Source organism: Lysobacter terrestris, from assembly GCF_014489475.1.
Taxonomy (GTDB): Bacteria; Pseudomonadota; Gammaproteobacteria; order Xanthomonadales; family Xanthomonadaceae; genus Agrilutibacter; species Agrilutibacter terrestris.
Map to the genome: position 1 here is coordinate 1,380,001 of NZ_CP060820.1, position 18,624 is coordinate 1,398,624.

Genomic DNA, 18,624 nt, shown 5'->3' on the forward strand with positions numbered 1-18,624 from the left:
CGAAGCTGAGCAGGTCGATCCAGCGCCACATCAGCGCATCGTCGATCTTCATGGTCTTGGTGACGATATCGATCGCCGGCTCGTTGATGCCGATGTAGTTGCCCAACGACTTCGACATCTTGTTGACGCCGTCGAGGCCTTCCAGCAGCGGCATGGTCAGCACGATCTGCGGCGGCTGCCCGTAGTGCTCCTGCAGGCCGCGGCCCATCAGCAGGTTGAACTTCTGGTCGGTGCCGCCGAGCTCGACGTCCGCCTTCAGCGCGACCGAGTCGTAGCCCTGCACCAGCGGATACAGGAATTCGTGGATGGCGATCGATTGCTGCGCGGCATAGCGCTTGGCGAAGTCGTCGCGCTCTAGCATGCGCGCCACGGTGTGCTGCGCGGCCAGCTTGATCATGTCCGCGGCCGACATCTGCCCGAACCATTCGCTGTTGAAACGCACCTCGGTGCGCTCGCGATCGAGCACCTTGAACACCTGCTCGGCATAGGTCTGCGCGTTGGCGAGCACGTCCTCGCGGGTGAGCGGCTTGCGGGTGACGTTCTTGCCGGTCGGGTCACCGATCATTCCGGTGAAGTCGCCGATCAGGAAGATCACCTGGTGGCCGAGGTCCTGGAACTGCCGCATCTTGTTGAGCAGCACCGTATGCCCCAGGTGCAGGTCGGGCGCGGTCGGGTCGAAGCCGGCCTTGATGCGCAGCGGGCGCCCGAGCTTGAGGCGGGCCTCGAGCTCCTCGCGCTTGAGGATTTCTTCGGCGCCACGGGCGATCTGCTCGAGGGCGGCGGCGGTAGGGGTGTCTGCCACGGGTGGTTTCCGATGAGTGGCGCCTGCCTGAATGCGATGGCCGGCGTGAAATTCGTTAGGGTCAAGTTAACACGGTGTTAAACCGGGTTCCACGTCAAAATTCCTTTGTCCTTCAATGATTTGACGCGGACTGCTCACGTGTCTATGGTACCGCCGTCGCGCACTCGTCACATACGCGCGACACGGCGTTCGGAACCACGGAGTGGCAGCCGGAAATTTCGAAGCGATTGCAGTTAGGGGGATGGTAACCATGGGCAAATCCGGACTGGGCGCGCAGCGGCGCGAACGACTCAAGGCCTTGCGCGAAGCCGCATTGCATCGGCCGGTCCTGGCCCGCCATCTCTCCGATGGATTCAACGGTCGCTGGTCGCGTCGCCAATGGGCGCAGGCCAGCCTGATGGCGACCATGGTCATGCTGGTCGCCGCGATCGTTCCCGGTTTCAGCCCGACCCAGTCCACCCCGGCGCCCACGCCGCGCCTGTCGATGGCCCTGCCGTTGCCGTCGCTGCCGCTGGCGCGTCGCCACGGCCAGGCCGGTGACAGCTGGCAGCTGGTCCGGGTCGAACGCGGGCAGACCCTCGCCTCGCTGTTCAAGCAGCTCGGCCTGTCGCCGAACACATTGCACCGGGTGATGCAGCAGCCCGGCGCCCGCGAATCCCTCACCCGGCTCCGGCCGGGCACCGAACTGGCCTTCGACATGCCGGTCGGCGAAGGCGGCACGGGCGGCGAACTGCGCGGCCTGCGCTTCGACCGCGACACCAACCATCGCGTCGAGATGAGCCTGGACGGCGACCGGATCCAGCAGAAGCTGATCGAACGGCCGACCGACACCCGCACCGTGGTGCTCAGCGGCAAGGTCGGGCGTTCGCTGTTCCGTTCGGCGCGCAAGGTCGGCCTGACCGCGGCCAACATCAACACGCTGACCGACGACATCTTCAAGTACGACATCGACTTCAACGACGACGTCGCCGCGAGCGACCGTTTCAGCGTCGTGGTCGAGCAGACCTGGCGCGAAGGCGAACTGATCAGCACCGGCCCGGTGCTCGCCGCGACCTTCACCACCGGCAAGACGCTGCACACCGGCTTCCGCTTCCTGCGCGAGGGCAAGGCCGAGTACTTCACCGGCGACGGTCGCCCGCTGAAGAAGAGCTTCATCCGCATGCCGATCCCGTACGCACGCCTCACCTCCGGCTTCGGCGCGCGCCGCCACCCGGTGCTGGGCCGCATGCGCATGCACAAGGGCGTGGATTACGCCGCGGGCACGGGCACGCCGATCATGGCCGCCGGCGACGCGCGCGTCGTCTCCGCCGGCTGGCAGGGCGGTTACGGCAACGCGGTGGTGCTCGACCACGGCCGCGGCTACACCACGCTGTACGGGCACATGTCGCGCATCGGCAAGATCAAGCGCGGCCAGCGCATCGCGCAGGGCACGGTGATCGGCTACGTCGGCAGCACCGGCATGTCCACCGGCCCGCACCTGCACTACGAATTCCGCATCAACGGCGTGCACCGCAACCCGCTCTCGATCACGATGCCGCCGCCGGAGCCGCTGCGCGGCCCGGCACTGGCGCAGTTCCGCCAGCAGACGGCGGTCGCGCTGACGCGCATCCAGAAGGTCGAGAACATCATTTACGCCGATGCCGGCCCCGCGCCGAAGCAGGTGGCAAGCATCGCCGCGGCGAAGAAGAACGGCCGCAAGGGCTGAGCTTCATTGACACGCTGCCCGGCGACGGCCGGGCACTATCCAAGCGCGACGACTGACGCTTTACTGCGCGGATGACGCAGACCGCTTCCGCATCGCAGCTCTTCCTTGGCCTGATCTCCGGCACCAGCGCCGATGGCATCGATGCCGCGCTGGTGCGCTTCGCCGACGACGCCACCGGCACGCATTGCGAGCTCGTGCACGGCCGCACCTATGCCTGGCCCGAGGCGCTGCGTTCGCGCCTGATCGCGTTGGGCCAGGGCGCATCGATCGAGTCCATCGACGAATTCGCCACGCTCGACGTGCGCCTGGGCGAACACTTCGCCGACGCCGCATTGCGTTTGGCCGCCGAAGCCGGCGTCCTGCCCGCGCAGGTGCACGCGCTCGGCTCGCACGGGCAGACGGTGCGCCATCGGCCCAGCGGCGCGGCCTTCGATGGCATCCATCCTTTCACCCTGCAGCTGGGCGACGCGCACGTGATCGCCGAGCGCACCGGCATCACCACCGTCGCCGACTTCCGCCGCCGCGATGTCGCCGCCGGCGGGCATGGCGCGCCGTTGCTGCCGGCGCTGCACAACGCATTGCTGCATTCGCCGCACGAGGATCGCGCGGTGCTCAACCTGGGCGGGATCGCCAACTTCACCCTGTTGCCGCGCGTGGGCGATGTGCGCGGCTTCGACACCGGCCCGGCCAACGCGTTGCTGGATGCCTGGTGCGCGCGCCACACCGGGCAGGCGTTCGATGCGGGTGGCGCATTTGCCGCCCAGGGCGCCTGCGATGACGCATTGCTGCGCCGCCTGCTCGACGAGCCGTGGTTCGCGTTGCCGCCGCCGAAGAGCACGGGGCGCGAGGTGTTCCACCTCGACTGGGTGCAGGCGCGCCTGGTCGGTGGCGAATCGCCGGCCGACGTGCAGGCGACGCTGCTCGAACTCACCGCCGCCAGCGTCGCCGACGCCCTGCGCGCGCACCAGCCAACGACAGAACGCGTGCTGGTGTGCGGCGGCGGCGTGCACAACCCGCGCCTGCTGCAACGGATCGCGGCGCACCTGCCCGGCATGCAGGTCGAATCCACCGCGGTGCACGGCGTCGATCCCGATTTCGTCGAAGCGATGGGCTTCGCCTGGCTGGCGCGGCAGGCGCTCGCGGGCCTGCCCGGCAACCTGCCCAGCGTCAGCGGCGCGCGCGGCCCGCGCGTGCTGGGGGTGATGCACCCGCGCGCCTAGCCGGCCCGATCGGCGCGGGTGATCGCGTCATGCGCGGTTGATTGCGCGCGCTCGGCTTACGCGCGGTCCTTGCGCTCGTTGAACTCGGCGATCGCGAAGCTCATGTCGACGCCGGGCGCGTCCGCTTCGCCGGAAGGGCGTTCGACGCGGCCGATCAGCGAGAAGCCGGGATCGTTCGGCACGTCTTCCAGTGCCGCGATCGCGGCGCGCAGCGCATCGCTGTCGGTGTCGCTGAAGCGGACATTCATGTCGGCCTCGACCGCGTACAGGCCCTGCTCCAGCAGGTGCTGCAGCGTGCGCGGCAAGTCCCAGCGGCGCGCATCGGCGATGCGGCGGATGCGGTCCGCCAGCACGGGGTCGATGTCTCGCAGGACGATTTCGGTCATGGCTGCGTCATGCCGGGGGATGCCCGAATACTACTTTGAACCGGCCCCGGGTACAGCGCCGCGCGGCGGCCGCAAGCGCACCGGTTCACGCTTCCGCGAATCCGTCACGCCGGCGCCCGCGCCACCACCGTCTCGGGCGGGCGGCGCGCCAGCAGCACGCACAGCAGCACGGCCGGGATGCCGACCACCGCGGTCGCGGTGAAGAACAGCGAATACGCCTCCAGCAGGGTGCGACCGACCTCGAGCTGCTCCACCGCCCAGCCCGACATGCCCTTGAGCACCTTGCCCAGCAGTGCGTAGAAGGAACTGAGCAGCGCGTATTGGGTCGCCGTGTAGCCGATGTTGGTCAGGCTCGACATGTAGCCCACCAGCGCGACGCCTGAGAAGCCGTTGCAGAAGTTGTCGATGACCATCGCGGCGGTGAACACGCCGGCGTCGGCGCCGTGCAGCGCGAGGTAGGCGAACGCAAGATTCGACGCCGGCCCCAGCACGGCGCCGGCCAGCAGCGTGCCCTTGAAGCCGAAGCGCACCGCGCACAGGCCGGCCGCGGCGATGCCGGCGATCGTGGCGACCAGGCCGAACGAACCGCGCACCGCGCCCACGGTTTCCTTGGCGATGCCGAGGTCGGCGTAGAACGGGTTGGCCATCGGCCCGAGCAGGAAATCCGGCAGGCGGTACAGGCTGATCGCCGCCAGCATCAGCAAGGCCCACTGGCCGTGCTGGCGGAAGAACGCCACGAACGGCCCGATCACCGCATCGAACAGGCCCTTCGCCGTGAACAACGCCGGATGCGGCGCGGCCGCGCTCTGCACGCTGGCCGCCGGCTCGCGCGCGAACAGCGTCGCCACCACGCCGACACCGAGCAGCAGCGCCATGATCTCGTACGACAACGACCAGCCGATCCCGGCAGCGAGGATCAGGATCAGCGAATCGGTGACCAGCAACGCCGCGCGGTAGCCGAGCGTCGAGGTCGACGTCAGCAGGCCCTGCTGTTCGTTGCTGTCGGCGCTCTCGATGCGCCAGGCATCGATGACGATGTCCTGCGTCGCCGAGGCGAACGCCACCACCAGCGCCAACGCGCCGAACACCAGCAACTGGTCGAGCACGACGCCGGCCAGCACCAGCTGCCCCTGCTGCGGCTGGACCAGGGCCATGCCTACCAGCGCGGTGGCGGCGACCAGCTGCGCCAACAGCATCCAGCCACGCCGGCGGCCGAGCCAGCGCCCCAGCAGCGGCGCATCCAGCTTGTCCACCAGCGGTGCCCACAGGAACTTCAGCGAATACGCCAGCCCCACCCACGACAGGAAGCCGATCGTCGACAGCTCGATGGCGTTCTCGCGCATCCAGAAGCCGAGCGTGTTGCCGACCAGGTAGATGGGGATGCCGGAGCTGAAGCCCAGCAACAACATCACCAGCACCTTGGGCTGGCGCAGGTTGCGCAGCACGCGCTGCCAGCCGGAACGCTCGCGCGCGGCGTCAGAGGTCATGGGCGTAATCCACGGCGAACGGGGCATGGTCGGAGAAGCGCGGCGCAGCGGCGATCGCGCACGCGCGCAGTCGATCGCGCAGCGACGGGGTGGCGAACTGGTAGTCGATGCGCCAACCGACGTTGTTGGCGCGCGCGGCGCCGCGGTTGCTCCACCAGGTGTAGTCCTGGCCGTCCGCGTGCAGGTGGCGGTAGGCGTCGACCCAGCCGCTGCCCTCCGCGCACAGGTCGTTGAGCCAGTCGCGCTCGGCGGGCAGGCAGCCGGAGTTCTTCTGGTTCGAAGTCCAGTTCTTGATGTCGAGGCGGCTGCGCACGATGTTCCAGTCGCCGCACAGCACGTAGTCGCGGCCCGAGGCCAGCCACTGCTGCAGGATCGGGCCGAGCCAGCGCATCACCTCGAACTTGAAATCCTGGCGCAGCTCGCCCGACGAGCCGGAGGGAATGTAGAAGGACACCACACTGAGGTTGCCGTAGCGCGCCTCGATGTAGCGGCCCTCGTCGTCGAAGGCGGACCAGCCCATCGCCGTGCGCACCTCGTCGGGTTCGCGGCGGGAATAGATCGCCACGCCGCTGTAGCCCTTCTTGGTGCTCGCATCCTTGAAGTAGCTGCGGTAGCCGTCGGGGCGGAACGCCGGGTCGGCCAGCTGGTGCTCCTGCGCCTTGGTCTCCTGCAGGCACAGCACGTCGGCGTCCTGCGTCGCGAACCAGTCGAAGAAACCCTTGGTGGCGGCCGAGCGCAGGCCGTTGGCGTTGAAGCTGATGATTCTCACGGAGCGGGGACTGGGCGAAGCCGGGGAAGGCGCAGCCTAACGCAGGCTGGCGCGGATTGACTGCAACGGCGCAGCGCGCGCATCGCGCGTGCTTCACAATTCGCAGCAGCGTCCAGTCCCAAGATCCCAGCCCATGTCCGACCACCGCTCCCGCTTCCTCCAGCTCGCCCTGCGCGCCGATGCCCTGCGCTTCGGCGAATTCACCCTCAAGTCGGGGCGGCAGAGCCCGTACTTCTTCAACGCCGGCCTGTTCAATTCCGGCGCACTGCTTGGCGAGCTGGCGAGCTGCTACGCGGATGCGATCGCCGCGCACGGCGTCGGCTTCGACCTGCTGTTCGGCCCGGCCTACAAGGGCATCCCGCTTGCCACCGCGGTGGCCTGCGAATTCGCGCGCCGCGGCCGCGACCTGCCCGTCGCCTTCAACCGCAAGGAAGCCAAGGCGCACGGCGAAGGCGGCAGCCTGATCGGGGCACCGCTGGGCGGGCGCCGCGTGCTGATCGTCGACGACGTGATCACCGCCGGTACCGCGATCCGCGAAGCGCTGGCCATCATCCGCAACGCGGGCGGCATCGCCGCCGGCATCGTGATCGCACTGGATCGCCAGGAAGCCGTTGACCCCAGCGTATCGCGACGCTCCGCGGCACAAACTGTCGCGGACGAACACGGGCTCCCGGTCATCGCGGTCGCCAGCCTGTCCGACCTGCTGGAGTTCGCCGGCAGCCAGGCGGAGCTGGTCGCGCAGCGCGAACGGTTGCTGGCGTACCGTGCCGCGTATGGGAGCGACGCCGCGGCATGAGCCGTCCGGGCCAGCTGGCGCGATCCTTGCTTGTCCCTTGGGCATACGGACCCTCGGCATGACCTCCATGAGCAAGTTGTACGCCCCGCTGGCCCTGGCCCTGAGCGCCGCCCTGCTGGCCGCCCCGGCCGCCGCGCAGACCGCGGGCAAGGGCGCGAAGAAGCTGTACTGCTGGAACGAGAACGGCCGCAAGGTCTGCGGCGACGCGCTGCCGGCCTCCGCGGCCGATGCCGCGCGCACCGAATTCAGCGCGAAGAGCGGCCTGGCCACCGGCCAGGTCGACCGCGCACTGACGCCGGGCGAGCGTGCCGCCGCCGCGGCCCAGGCCAAGCTCGACGAGCAGGCGCAGTTCCGCGAGGCCGCGCTGCGCATGCGCGAGCGCGCGATGGCCGAGTCGTACGCGACCGAAGCCGACCTGCGCCGCGCCTTCAACGAGCGCATCGCCCTGCTCGACGACACCATCAAGGCCGCCCAGCTCAGCATCGGCGGCCTGCGCCAGAGCCTGATCAGCCTGCTGCGCCAGGCCGGCGAAGCCGAGCTGTCGGGCCGCCCGGTCCCGGCCAACCTCACCGGTACCATCCAGACCCAGCACGCCGAACTGCTGCGCCAGCAGGGCCTGCTGGTGAACCACCGCCAGGACCGCGCCGAGATCGATACCGAACTCGCCCACGCGCTGCAGACCTACCGCACGCTGAAGACACCCGGCGCGGCCGCCGAGGGCGGCGGGGCGTAAGCGGCGAGGTCGGTCGGAACGCCAGTAAAAAAGCCGGTCATTCGACCGGCTTTTTTGTGCCTCGCCGAGCGCGGCGCGTCAGAACGGCACGACCAGGTCCGGCTTCAGTGCGAGCAGCTGCTCGCGGAAGGCCTGCTGGATGCGTTGCAGCGCCGCCGGGGAATCGGCATCGAAGCGCATCACCAGCACCGGGGTGGTGTTGGAGGCGCGCACCAGGCCCCAGCCGTCGGCGAAGTCCACGCGCAGGCCGTCGATCATCGACGCGCGTCCGCCCTCGAACTGCGCGGCGGAACGGAAGCGCTCGACGAAGCTGTGCGGATCGCCGTCGGGCGCGTCGACCTTGATCTCCGGCGTCGACACGCCGTCCGGCAGGGCGGCCAGGGTGGCCGACGGCGTGTCCGGCTGCACCGACAGGATCTCGAGCAGGCGCGCCGCGGCGTAGATGCCGTCGTCGAAGCCGTACCAGCGTTCCTTGAAGAAGAAGTGCCCGCTCATCTCGCCGGCGAGCTCCGCGCCGGTTTCGCGCATCTTCGCCTTGATCAGCGAATGGCCGGTCTTCCACATCAGCGGGCTGCCGCCGTGGCGCAGGATGTGGCCCGGCAGGCGGCCGGTGCACTTCACGTCGAAGATGATCATCGCGCCGGGATTGCGCTCGAGCACGTCGGCGGCGAACAGCATCAGCAGGCGGTCCGGGAAGATGTTCTGGCCGTCGCGGGTGACCACGCCCAGGCGGTCGCCGTCGCCGTCGAAGGCGATGCCGAGGTCGGCGTCGAGGCGCTCGACCATGCGGATCAGATCGTTGAGGTTGTGCGGCTCGCTGGGATCGGGGTGGTGGTTGGGGAAGGTGCCGTCGATCTCGCAGTACAGCGGGGTGACCTCGGCGCCGATCGCCGACAGCACGCGCGGGCCGATCTCGCCGGCCACGCCGTTGCCGGCGTCGACCACGACCTTGAGCGGGCGGTCCAGCTGCACGTCGTTGGCGATGCGCTGGACGTAGTCCTCGCTGATGTCCTGGGTGCGCACGTCGCCGGGGGCGGCCGCGGCGTACAGGCGGTCTTCGGCGATGCGGTCGTAGAGGTCGGTGATCGCGTCGCCGGACAGCGTCTCGCCGCCGACCACGATCTTGAAGCCGTTGTAGTCCGGCGGGTTGTGGCTGCCGGTGACCGAGACGCAGGAGCCGGCGCGCAGCTGGTAGGCGCCGAAGTACACCACCGGCGTCGGCGCCATGCCGATGTCGATGACGTTGCGGCCCGCCTTGCGCAGGCCCTTGACCAGGCCCTCGGTGAGTTCCGGGCCGGACAGGCGACCGTCGCGGCCAACCACGATGTCGAGCAGGCCCTGCTGCTGCATCAGCGAACCGATCGACTGGCCGAGCAGTTCGGCGACGCCGGCATCGAGGGTCTTGCCGACCACGCCGCGCACGTCGTAGGCGCGGAAGATGCCGCGGTCGATGGCTACCCCGATCCGTGCCGCGGGCGCGGCTTCGGCCGGCGCGGCGACCGCCACCGCGGCGGCCGGCACCAGCAGGTCCGGGGCCAGCTGGGCGAGGGTCTGGGTGTCACCGTCATCGTGGTGGGCCGACGTGCCGCGGCGCAGCGAGCGCATCGGGTAGAGCCACGCGGCCAAGGCCGCCAGCACGAGGATGGCGGTGATGACCGCGCACGGCAGCCAGCCCAGGCCGAGGGGACCACCGGCCACGTCGGGTACCGCGGCGGACACGCGCAGGTCGCTGCCCGGCACCTTCGCGGCCAGCGCCTCGGCGCCGTTGGCGAGCGCCTTGTCGCCGCGTTCGACCAGGCTGGTCGAACCCTGGCGCAGGGCGAGGTAACCGGCTTCCGGAATGCGCGCGCCCTCGATCCCGCTGCCCAGCTTGTCCAGCGGCAGGCGCACGCTGGCGACACCGATCAGCTCGGTACCGCGCAGCACCGGCGCGGCCAGCGCCAGCTTCTGCTTGCCCAGGCCGTCGGTGACCACCCAGGCGACCGGCTTCTGGTCGGCCAGCGCCTGCTCCATCGCCGCCAGGCGGCCGTAGCCGGTCTTGGGCAGGCCGGCGTAGGCCGGATCGAGGTCGGTCGACAGCACCTCGCCTTCGGTCGCCGATGCCCAGCCCTGGGTCAGCGCTTCCCCGGCCAGGTGCAGGTCATTCGCCGCCAGCGCCGCCTGCACCGGCGCGCTCTGCAGCTGCGCGGCGAACTGCTTCTGCTCGACAGCGAGCAGCGCCTGCGCGGACTCGACCGCAGCGTCGCGCGCGCGCTCGACGGCCACGCGCCGGTTGCTGTCGCGGAACTGCTCCCACGCGCTCCAGCCGAACCAGGCCGCCAGCAACGCCAGCACCACGGCGGCGACCTGGCACAGCAGCTTCAGCTGCGCCGGGTCCAGGGTCTTCTTCTCGCTCATCATCCGTTCCTGTCTTGATTCCGTGGGCGACCGTTGTTCAGCGCACGCCGGTATGGCCGAAGCCGCCCGCGCCGCGCGCGCTGGCCTCGAATTCGTCGACCACCTGCAACGTCGCCCGCACGATCGGCAGCACCACCAGCTGCGCGATGCGGTCCCCGGGCTGGATCGTAAAAGCCTCGCGGCCGCGATTCCACACGCTGATCAGCAGCGGCCCCTGGTAGTCGGCGTCGATCAGGCCGGTGCCGTTGCCGAGCACGATGCCGTGCTTATGCCCCAGCCCCGAGCGCGGCAGGATCACCGCGCACATCGCCGGATCGCCGACGTGGATGGCCAGCCCCGACGGCACCAACGCCGCATCGCCCGGCTGCAGCGCCAGGGGCTGGTCGAGCGCGGCGCGCAGGTCGAGGCCGGCGCTGGCCGGCGTCGCGTACGCGGGCAGCGGCCATTCGCCGCCGAAGCGCGCGTCAAGGATCTTCAGTTCCAGCGTGTGGTGCATGCGGTTCCCTTACTGCCGCTGATTATTCCAACCGAACGAGCCGGGGCGCGTCGGAATCGGTGGTGTGCCCAACCATGGCGCGTGATGAAGTCACTCGCGGGCCAGCCGCGACGAGATCAGTTCAAGCAAGTTGTCTGCCAACTGCGTCTTCGGCGCCGGGCCGAGCGCGTGGGCGAAGCCGTCGCGGCCGTACACCACCAGCGCGTTGTCGTCGCTTTCGAAGCCGCTGCCGTCGACGCCGACGCGGTTGGCGGCGATCAGGTCGAGCCGCTTCTTCTCCAGCTTGCCGCGTGCGTACTCCTCGACGCGGTCGGTTTCCGCCGCGAACCCGACCACCAGCCGCGGCCGCAGCGCGTGCACGGCGACCTCGGCGAGGATGTCCGGCGTGCGCACCAGTTCCAGCACCAGCGTGTCCATGCCCGCCTGCTTCTTGATCTTGCCGGCGGCGACGCTGCGCGGGGTGAAGTCGGCGACCGCGGCCGCACCGATGTAGACGTCGGCCGGCAGCGCGGCCAGGACCGCCGCGTGCATCTGCGCGGCGCTGCGCACGTCGATCCGGGTCACGCCCGCCGGCGTGGGCAGGGCCACCGGGCCCGCCACCAGTACCACCTCGGCCCCCTGGCGCACGGCCGCCGCGGCGACCGCGAACCCCATCTTGCCGCTGCTGCGGTTGCCGATGAAGCGGACCGGGTCGAGGTCCTCGAAGGTGGGCCCCGCACTGACGACGACCCGACGCCCGCGCAGGCTCATCGCGCCTCCTGCGCCTGGTGCAGGACCAGCGCGGTGACGATGTCGTGCGGCTCGCTCAGCCGGCCGGGGCCGGATTCGCCTTCGGCCAGCAGACCGTCCGCCGGACCGATGACCTGCACCCCGCGCTCGCGCAGGGTGGCGATGTTGGCCTGGGTGGCCGGGTGCAGCCACATGCGGTGGTTCATCGCCGGGCACACGGTGATCGGTGCGGTGGTCGCCAGGCACAGCGTGGTGACCAGGTCGTCGGCGAAGCCGTGGGTCAGCTTGGCGAGCGTGTTGGCGGTGGCGGGCGCAACCACGATCCGATCGGCCCAACGCGCCAGTTCGATATGCCCCATCGCCGCCTCGGCGGCTTCGTCCCACAGCGAGGTCCGCACCGGGAAGCCCGACAAGGCCTGGAAGGTCGGCGTGCCGACGAAGCGCGTGGCTGCCTCGGTCATCGCCACCTGCACCAGCGCCCCGGCATCGCGCAGCCGGCGCACCAGTTCGGCCGCCTTGTACGCGGCGATGCCGCCGCACACGCACAGCAGGATGCGCTGGTCGGCGAGCTGCTCTCTCGGGGCGCGGGCCTCGGCCATCGGTTCGGAAAATTCCTGCCGCGAAACGGGCGTTTAGCTTACCCGAATGCGCGCAGGCCCCTGATCCACGCAGGCCGCGCGCCGCGGCACGCTGTACCCATCCCGGGCGCGGCAGGACTCCACTGACTGTTCCAGGTTCGCAGGCAGACGCTCGCCCGCCGCGTCCGGGAACCCTTCTTCCTTCTTCCGCCCCACCTCCGGAGACCGCATGCGCATCCGCGACTGGCCCGCGACCGAGCGTCCGCGCGAGAAGCTGCTGGCCCGCGGTGCCGGCGCGCTGTCGGATGCGGAACTGCTGGCGTTGTTCCTCGGCTCGGGCCTGCGCGGGCGCGACGCGGTGGCCACCGCACGCGAATTGCTGGCGACGCACGGCCCGCTGCGGCCCCTGCTGGAGCAGCCGCCGCACGCACTGCGCCGCCTGCCGGGCCTGGGGCCCGCGCGCGCCTGCACCCTGGCCGCGGCACTCGAACTGGGCCGGCGCCTGCTGCATGCCGAACTCGAACGCGGCGCCGTCCTCGGCGACCCGCAGGCGGCCGGCCGCTACTTCATGCAGCACCTGCGCGGACGGCCGCACGAGGTGTTCGCGGCGATGTTCCTCGACACCCGCCACCGCGTCCTCGCCTACGAGGAGCTGTTCCAGGGTACCCTCGACGGCGCCGAAGTGCATCCGCGCGAAGTCGTGCGCCGCGCGCTGGGCCACAACGCCGCCGCGGTGATCGTCGCCCACAACCACCCGAGCGGAAATCCCGAGCCCTCGGCCGCGGATCGCGCGGTGACGGCGCGGTTGAAACAGGCGCTGGCGCTGGTCGACCTGCGCCTGCTCGACCACTTCGTGATCGGGGACGGGCCACCGGTGTCGCTGGCGGCGCGCGGGTGGGTGTGAAGCCCTGGCTTTGGCTGCTCGCAACCGCTGACGCGCCTTCCGCGCTGTGGAAGTTGGCCGGGGGCCCGTACAATGCCCGACCCGCTACACCGCCCGAAAAATCCCGTGAAATCGACTCTCCGCGACCTCGTCGCGGCCGCCATCGACTCCCTGCGCGCCGCCGGCACGATTCCCGCCGACCTGGCCACGCCCGACTACGTCATCGAGCGCCCCAAGACCCGCGCCCAGGGCGACTTCTCCAGCAACGCCGCGATGCTGCTGGCGAAGCCGGCCAGGTCGAACCCGCGCGCGATCGCGCAGGCGCTGGTCGATGCGCTGCCGGCCAACGATGCGATCGCCAAGGTCGAGATCGCCGGCCCGGGCTTCATCAACTTCTTCGTGCACGAAGCCGCCTGGCGCGCGCAGGTCGGCGACGTGCTGGCGCAGGGCGCGCGCTACGGCCGCAACGATTCCGGCCAGGGCCACACCGCCGGCGTCGAATACGTCTCGGCCAACCCGACCGGCCCGCTGCACGTCGGCCACGGCCGCGCCGCGGTGATCGGCGACTGCATCGCGCGCGTGCTCGATGCCAACGGCTGGAACGTCAAGCGCGAGTTCTACTACAACGACGCCGGCGCGCAGATCAACAACCTCGCCATCTCGGTGCAGGCGCGCGCGCAGGGTCGCGGTCCCGACGACGCCGGCTGGCCGGAAGACGGCTACCGCGGCGACTACATCATCGATGTCGCCAACGCCTACCTGCGCGGCGACAGCATCGAGGTCGACGGCCACACGGTGGTCGGCGCGAAGGATCCGCACGACCTCGACGCGAACAATCTCGACAAGATCCGCCAGTTCGCCGTCGCCTACCTGCGCCGCGAGCAGAACGGCGATCTCGCCGCCTACGGCGTCGGCTTCGACGTGTACTTCCTCGAGAGCTCGCTCTACACCGGCGGCAAGGTCGACGAAACCGTGCGCGAACTCGTTGCCCACGGCCACACCTACGAGGAAGGCGGTGCGCTGTGGCTGCGCACCACCGATTTCGGTGACGACAAGGACCGCGTCATGCGCAAGTCCGACGGCACCTACACCTATTTCCTGCCCGACGTCGCCTACCACCGCAGCAAGTGGCAGCGCGGCTACGAGCGCGCGATCACCGAGCTGGGCGCCGACCACCACGGCTCGCTCAACCGCGTGCTCGCCGGCCTGCAGGCGCTGGACTGCGGCATTCCCAAGGGCTGGCCGGAATACGTGCTGCACCAGATGGTCACGGTGATGCGCGGCGGCGAGGAAGTGAAGCTGTCCAAGCGCGCCGGCAGCTACGTCACCCTGCGCGACCTGGTCGATGAAGTCGGCCGCGATGCGACGCGCTGGTTCCTGATCGCGCGCAAGCCCGATTCGCAGCTCACCTTCGACATCGACTTCGCGCGTTCGCAGTCGCTCGACAATCCCGTGTACTACGTGCAGGTCTCGCACGCGCGCATGCACGGGCTGACCCGCCAGCTGAAGGAACGCGGGCTGTCGTTCGACGCCGCCAACGGCCTGGCGCAGCCGCTCGACCTCGACGACGACAGCGCGCGCGAACTGGTCACCACCCTGCTGCGTTACCCCGACGTGGTCGAGCTGGCCGGCCGCGACCTCGAGCCACACCAGATCGCCGCGTACCTGCTGGAACTCGCGCAGACCTTCCAGACGTATTACAACGACCACCAGTTCCTGGTCGACGACGCCAACCTGCGCGACGCGCGCCTGGTGCTGGCGCTGGCGACGCGGCAGGTGCTGGCCAACGGCCTGGAACTGCTCGGCGTCAGCGCACCGGAAGCGATGTGACCCGCGCGATGCCGCGCACGCAGTAGACACACACGAAGCAAACCGCGCGCCTTCGGGCGCATCGGCAACGAGACAACAACGGGCGGCAGCGCCCCAGGACAGAACGAAGTGGCAGCAAAGCGCGGCAAGTCGCAGGCACGACGCAGTGGCGGCAACGGCAACAACATTCCCGGCTGGGCCTGGCTGGTCCTCGGGATCCTGCTGACGGTGGTGGTGGTCATCGTCGCGCCCAAGTACCTGAAATCGGACGGCGACGGCTTCTTCCGCCCGCAACCGAACCCCGATGCGCAGCCCGCGCCCATCGCCGAGGACGAAGACGCCGTCGCCCCCGAGGGCGATGTGCCCGCGCCGAAGACCGCCAAGGGCGGCGCGAAGCCCGAGGGCGAGGACTACGACTTCTACACCCTGCTCCCGGGCAAGGAAGTGCCGCTGAGCGACGCGGAAATCGCCGCGACCGAGCGCGCCGAGGCGCAGCGCGAAGCCGCGCGCCTCAAGCAGGCGCAGGAGCAGGCAATGGCCGCCGCTACTCCCGCCGCGAACGCCCCGCAGGCGGCGGCACTGCCCGCGCCCGTCGACGACGACACGGCCGAGACGCCTGCACCGAAGCCGGTCGCCACCGCGCCGGCCGCGACCAAGCCTGCGCCGGTCACAACGGCCTCGGCTGCGAACAAGCCGACGACCGCCACCGCGCCCGCCCTCGACGACAACACCCGCTACCTGCTCCAGGCCGGCGCCTTCCAGGCCTCGGGCCAGGCCGAGGAATTGAAGGCGAAGATCGCCCTGCTCGGCCTCGGCGCGCGCGTGGAAGCCGCCGAGATCAAGGGCAGCACGGTCTACCGCGTGCGCATGGGGCCCTACGGCACCGCCAGCGACCTGGCCGAAGCCAAGCGCAAGCTGTCCGCCGGCGGCCTGTCGGCGCTGGCGATCAAGGTGAAGTGAGCGTCCGCACGTACCCGGAGTAGCGTCGATGTCGAAAACAGCCCTCATCACCGGCGCCACCTCCGGCTTCGGCGCCGCCACCGCCCGCCGCTTCGTGGCCGCGGGCTGGCGCGTGATCGCCACCGGTCGCCGTGCCGATCGTCTGCAGGCGTTGGTCGACGAACTCGGCGCGGACCAGGTGCACGCCGCGGTGTTCGACATCCGCGATGCGCAGGCGATGAACGCCGCGATGGATGCGCTGCCGGAGGCCTTCCGCGGCATCGACCTGCTGGTCAACAACGCCGGTCTCGCCCAGGGCACCAAGCCGGCGCAGGACGCGCGCCTGGACGACTGGCAGCGCATGATCGACACCAACGTCACCGCGCTGGTGACGCTGACCCGGCGCGTGCTGCCGCTGCTGATCGAGCGCCGCGGCGCGATCGTCAACATCAGTTCGACCGCGGCGAACTATCCCTATGCCGGCGGCAACGTCTACGGCGGCACCAAGGCCTTCGTCAGCCAGTTCTCGCTCGGCCTGCGCAGCGACCTGCATGGCACCGGCGTGCGCGTGACCACGCTGGAGCCGGGCATGGCCGAAACCGAATTCACCCTGGTGCGCACCCACGGCGACCAGGCCGCGTCGGATGCGCTGTACCAGGGTGCCCAGCCGATGACTGCGCAGGACATCGCCGACACCATCCATTGGATCGCAACGCTGCCGCCGCACCTCAACATCAACCGGTTGGAGATGATGCCGGTGAGCCAGTCGTTCGCCGGCTTCCAGGTCGCGCGCGGCGCATAAGCGGCCGGGCGCACCAATCTCCATCCTTCTCCCCGTTTGCGGGGAGAAGGTGTCCCGCAGGGACGGATGAGGGGCGCTTTTGCTGTGCCGACACATCCCCTCACCCTGCGCCGCTAACGCGACGCTGTCCCTCTCCCCGCAAGCGGGGCGAGGGGTGTCCTCAGCACGGCATCAGATCAGCGGCTCGTCGCTGAGGTAGGTGTACGCGGTCAGCCCAGCCTCCAGCGCCGCATCCAGGCGTGCGGCCTCGTCCGCCGGCAGGTGCGCGGCGGCCACCTTGCCGCGATACGCCGCGCGCAGGTCGGCGAGCTTGTAGCCGACGTAATCGAGCATCACGTCGGCGGTGTCGCCGCGGCGCTGCTGGCTCATCGCATAACCGTCGCCGTCGATGTGCACCTCCACCGCGTCGGTGTCGCCGAACAGGTTGTGGATGTCGCCGAGGATCTCCTGGTACGCGCCCACGAGGAAGAAGCCGAGCCGGTACGACTCGCCGTGCTTCATCTCATGCAGCGGCAGCGAGCTGTCCAGGCCTTCGGTCTCGACGTAGGTCTCGATCATGCCGTCGGAGTCGCAGGTCATGTCGGCGATCACGCCGCGGCGCGTCGGCGCCTCGTTCAAGCGCTCGATCGGCGCGATCGGGAACACCTGGTCGATCGCCCACACGTCCGGCATCGACTCGAACACGCTGAAGTTGACGAAGTACTTGTCGACCAGGCGGTCGTTGAGTTCGTCGAGCAGGTCGCGGTGGCTCTTCTCGTCGTAGCTCAGGCGCGCGCGCACCGCGTGCGCGATCGCGTAGAACAGGTCGTCGATGCGGGCGCGGTGGGTCAGGTCGATCTGGCCGAGCGCGTACAGCGACAGGCCCTCGCTGTGGTGGTGCTGGGCCTCGTGGAACAGCTCCACCGCCGGGCGCGCGTCGATCTCGCCGTGGATCTCGCGCAGGTGGCGGATCACCGCCGGCTCGTCGTCGTGCTGGTCGGGCACGCGGCCTTCCGGCGCCTGCTCGACTTCCGACACGTTGGCGATCAGCACCGCGTGGTGCGCGGTCATCGCGCGGCCGCACTCGGTGATCACCCGCGGCGGGGTCAGGCCGTACTCCTCGCAGGCCTCCGCCAGCGGCTGCACGATGCTGGAGGCGTACTGGTTCACGCCGTAGTTGATCGAGCAGTAGCTGCGCGAACGCGTGCCTTCGTAATCGATGCCGAGGCCGCCACCGACGTCCATGTAGCGCACCTTGGCGCCGAGCACGGAGAGTTCGACGAAGTAGCGCGTCGCCTCGCGCATGCCGTTGGCGATGTCGCGGACGTTGGAGATCTGCGAACCCATGTGGAAGTGCAGCAGGCCCAGGCAGTCCTCCAGCCCGGCGTCGCGCAGTTCCTTCCACAGGTCCAGCACCTGGCGCGGCGAGAGCCCGAACTTGGCCTTGTCGCCGCCGCTGTTCTGCCACTTGCCGGCACCGAGCGAGGCCAGGCGCATGCGCACGCCCAGGCCCGGCTTCACCCCCAGCGCGCGCGCTTCCTCGATGATCAGCGGCAGCTCGGAGGGCTTCTCGACCACGATGTAGGTCTCGAGCCCGAGCTTGCGGCCGATCAGGGCGAGGCGGATGTACTCGCGGTCCTTGTAGCCGTTGCAGACGATCAGGCCGCCGGGGCGGCTCAGCGCCAGCACCGCCATCAGCTCCGGCTTGCTGCCGGCCTCCAGGCCGAAGCCCTCGCCGTGGTGCGAGGCCAGGGTGCCGGCGACGCCGGCGTGCTGGTTGACCTTGATCGGATAGACCGCGGTGTAGCCGCCGGCGTAGTCCCAGTCGGTCATCGCCTGGGCGAAGGCGCCCTGCAGCTTGCGCAGGCGGTCGCCGAGGATGTCGGGGAAGCGCACCAGCAACGGCAGTTTCGCGCCCTGCGCCCGGGCCTGGTCGACCACTTCGGGCAGGGCGATCTTCGGCCCCTGCGGTCCGCGCGGGGCCACGCTGATGCGGCCCTGTGCGTCGACATCGAAGTAACCCTCCGACCAGTGCGGGATCGAATAGGTCTTGCGGGCGTGGTCGAGCGACCAGGCGGTCATCGGCAGGCTTCCTTCAGCTAACGGGTTACGAA

14 protein-coding genes and 2 pseudogenes (1 of these 16 only partly in view) are annotated in these 18,624 nt (G+C 70.0%); 8 read left to right on the top strand and 8 right to left on the bottom strand.

The features are described from left to right. A protein-coding gene (gene tyrS, locus H8B22_RS06465; RefSeq protein ID WP_225876300.1) for a tyrosine--tRNA ligase crosses the window boundary here: on the bottom strand, window positions 1-802 show its 5' portion. Its footprint begins 416 nt before the window's first position; only the first 802 of its 1,218 coding nucleotides appear in the window; the start codon lies at window positions 800-802; its stop codon lies beyond the left edge, outside the window. Between the two features lie 241 nt (window positions 803-1,043). Here tyrS and H8B22_RS06470 point away from each other — a divergent pair, with 241 nt between their 5' ends. Continuing rightward, window positions 1,044-2,507 (top strand): peptidoglycan DD-metalloendopeptidase family protein, encoded by a 1,464-nt coding sequence (locus tag H8B22_RS06470; RefSeq protein WP_407060828.1) that lies wholly within the window; start codon window positions 1,044-1,046, stop codon window positions 2,505-2,507. A gap of 71 nt (window positions 2,508-2,578) precedes the next feature. Further along, the gene (locus H8B22_RS06475; protein WP_187713272.1) at window positions 2,579-3,727 is read left to right on the top strand and encodes an anhydro-N-acetylmuramic acid kinase; all 1,149 of its coding nucleotides are present in this window, start codon (window positions 2,579-2,581) and stop codon (window positions 3,725-3,727) included. 167 nt (window positions 3,728-3,894) lie between these two features. On the opposite strand, the pseudogene H8B22_RS06480 reads toward H8B22_RS06475, so the two are convergent. The 3 genes and pseudogenes from H8B22_RS06480 to H8B22_RS06490 form a co-directional block, all read right to left on the bottom strand. Then, a pseudogene (locus H8B22_RS06480) lies at window positions 3,895-4,113 on the bottom strand (hypothetical protein); the annotation flags it as partial. Between the two features lie 104 nt (window positions 4,114-4,217). Then, the gene (locus tag H8B22_RS06485) at window positions 4,218-5,600 is read right to left on the bottom strand and encodes an AmpG family muropeptide MFS transporter (RefSeq protein WP_187713273.1); all 1,383 of its coding nucleotides are present in this window, start codon (window positions 5,598-5,600) and stop codon (window positions 4,218-4,220) included. Beyond that, window positions 5,590-6,369: an exodeoxyribonuclease III gene (locus H8B22_RS06490; RefSeq protein ID WP_187713274.1), complete on the bottom strand. Its 780-nt coding sequence runs from the start codon at window positions 6,367-6,369 to the stop codon at window positions 5,590-5,592. The genes H8B22_RS06485 and H8B22_RS06490 overlap by 11 nt, the downstream gene beginning before the upstream one ends. Window positions 6,370-6,502: 133 nt before the next feature. Between H8B22_RS06490 and pyrE the strand changes: the two genes are divergently transcribed. After that, entirely contained in the window at window positions 6,503-7,165 is a 663-nt protein-coding gene (gene pyrE, locus H8B22_RS06495; protein WP_187713275.1) for an orotate phosphoribosyltransferase, read from the top strand. 67 nt (window positions 7,166-7,232) lie between these two features. After that, the gene (locus tag H8B22_RS06500; RefSeq protein WP_187713276.1) at window positions 7,233-7,898 is read left to right on the top strand and encodes a hypothetical protein; all 666 of its coding nucleotides are present in this window, start codon (window positions 7,233-7,235) and stop codon (window positions 7,896-7,898) included. Window positions 7,899-7,976: 78 nt separating this feature from the next. On the opposite strand, the gene H8B22_RS06505 is transcribed toward H8B22_RS06500, so the two are convergent. The 3 genes and pseudogenes from H8B22_RS06505 to coaBC form a co-directional block, all read right to left on the bottom strand. Next, complete coding sequence (locus H8B22_RS06505) at window positions 7,977-10,295, bottom strand: phosphomannomutase/phosphoglucomutase (RefSeq protein ID WP_187713277.1); 2,319 nt, start codon at window positions 10,293-10,295, stop codon at window positions 7,977-7,979. A 37-nt stretch (window positions 10,296-10,332) separates the two neighbouring features. Next, window positions 10,333-10,791 carry a dUTP diphosphatase gene (gene dut / locus H8B22_RS06510; protein ID WP_187713278.1) on the bottom strand — a complete coding sequence of 153 codons (459 nt, stop codon included), beginning with the start codon at window positions 10,789-10,791 and terminating at the stop codon, window positions 10,333-10,335. Between the two features lie 90 nt (window positions 10,792-10,881). Then, a pseudogene (gene coaBC, locus H8B22_RS06515) lies at window positions 10,882-12,119 on the bottom strand (bifunctional phosphopantothenoylcysteine decarboxylase/phosphopantothenate--cysteine ligase CoaBC). A 208-nt stretch (window positions 12,120-12,327) separates the two neighbouring features. Here coaBC and radC point away from each other — a divergent pair. The 4 genes from radC to H8B22_RS06535 all read left to right on the top strand — a co-directional run bounded on the left by radC (window position 12,328) and on the right by H8B22_RS06535 (window position 16,531). Then, entirely contained in the window at window positions 12,328-13,002 is a 675-nt protein-coding gene (gene radC, locus H8B22_RS06520) for a RadC family protein (protein WP_187713279.1), read from the top strand. A gap of 105 nt (window positions 13,003-13,107) precedes the next feature. Next, window positions 13,108-14,811 (top strand): arginine--tRNA ligase, encoded by a 1,704-nt coding sequence (argS, locus tag H8B22_RS06525; RefSeq protein ID WP_187713280.1) that lies wholly within the window; start codon window positions 13,108-13,110, stop codon window positions 14,809-14,811. Window positions 14,812-14,919: 108 nt separating this feature from the next. Next, window positions 14,920-15,750 carry an SPOR domain-containing protein gene (locus H8B22_RS06530; RefSeq protein WP_187713281.1) on the top strand — a complete coding sequence of 277 codons (831 nt, stop codon included), beginning with the start codon at window positions 14,920-14,922 and terminating at the stop codon, window positions 15,748-15,750. A gap of 28 nt (window positions 15,751-15,778) precedes the next feature. Further along, window positions 15,779-16,531 carry an SDR family NAD(P)-dependent oxidoreductase gene (locus H8B22_RS06535; RefSeq protein ID WP_187713282.1) on the top strand — a complete coding sequence of 251 codons (753 nt, stop codon included), beginning with the start codon at window positions 15,779-15,781 and terminating at the stop codon, window positions 16,529-16,531. Between the two features lie 171 nt (window positions 16,532-16,702). On the opposite strand, the gene speA is transcribed toward H8B22_RS06535, so the two are convergent. Further along, window positions 16,703-18,592: an arginine decarboxylase gene (gene speA, locus H8B22_RS06540; protein ID WP_187713283.1), complete on the bottom strand. Its 1,890-nt coding sequence runs from the start codon at window positions 18,590-18,592 to the stop codon at window positions 16,703-16,705. Window positions 18,593-18,624 lie beyond the last annotated feature (32 nt).

Excerpts from the sequence above, each read along its gene's own strand:
- radC (WP_187713279.1), top strand. The coding sequence starts at position 12,328 with ATGCGCATCCGCGACTGGCCCGCGACCGAGCGTCCGCGCGAGAAGCTG.
- speA (WP_187713283.1), bottom strand. The coding sequence starts at position 18,592 with ATGACCGCCTGGTCGCTCGACCACGCCCGCAAGACCTATTCGATCCCG.
- H8B22_RS06475 (WP_187713272.1), top strand. The coding sequence starts at position 2,579 with ATGACGCAGACCGCTTCCGCATCGCAGCTCTTCCTTGGCCTGATCTCC.
- H8B22_RS06470 (WP_407060828.1), top strand. The coding sequence starts at position 1,044 with ATGGTAACCATGGGCAAATCCGGACTGGGCGCGCAGCGGCGCGAACGA.
- H8B22_RS06500 (WP_187713276.1), top strand. The coding sequence starts at position 7,233 with ATGAGCAAGTTGTACGCCCCGCTGGCCCTGGCCCTGAGCGCCGCCCTG.
- dut (WP_187713278.1), bottom strand. The coding sequence starts at position 10,791 with ATGCACCACACGCTGGAACTGAAGATCCTTGACGCGCGCTTCGGCGGC.
- pyrE (WP_187713275.1), top strand. The coding sequence starts at position 6,503 with ATGTCCGACCACCGCTCCCGCTTCCTCCAGCTCGCCCTGCGCGCCGAT.
- H8B22_RS06505 (WP_187713277.1), bottom strand. The coding sequence starts at position 10,295 with ATGAGCGAGAAGAAGACCCTGGACCCGGCGCAGCTGAAGCTGCTGTGC.
- H8B22_RS06535 (WP_187713282.1), top strand. The coding sequence starts at position 15,779 with ATGTCGAAAACAGCCCTCATCACCGGCGCCACCTCCGGCTTCGGCGCC.
- H8B22_RS06485 (WP_187713273.1), bottom strand. The coding sequence starts at position 5,600 with ATGACCTCTGACGCCGCGCGCGAGCGTTCCGGCTGGCAGCGCGTGCTG.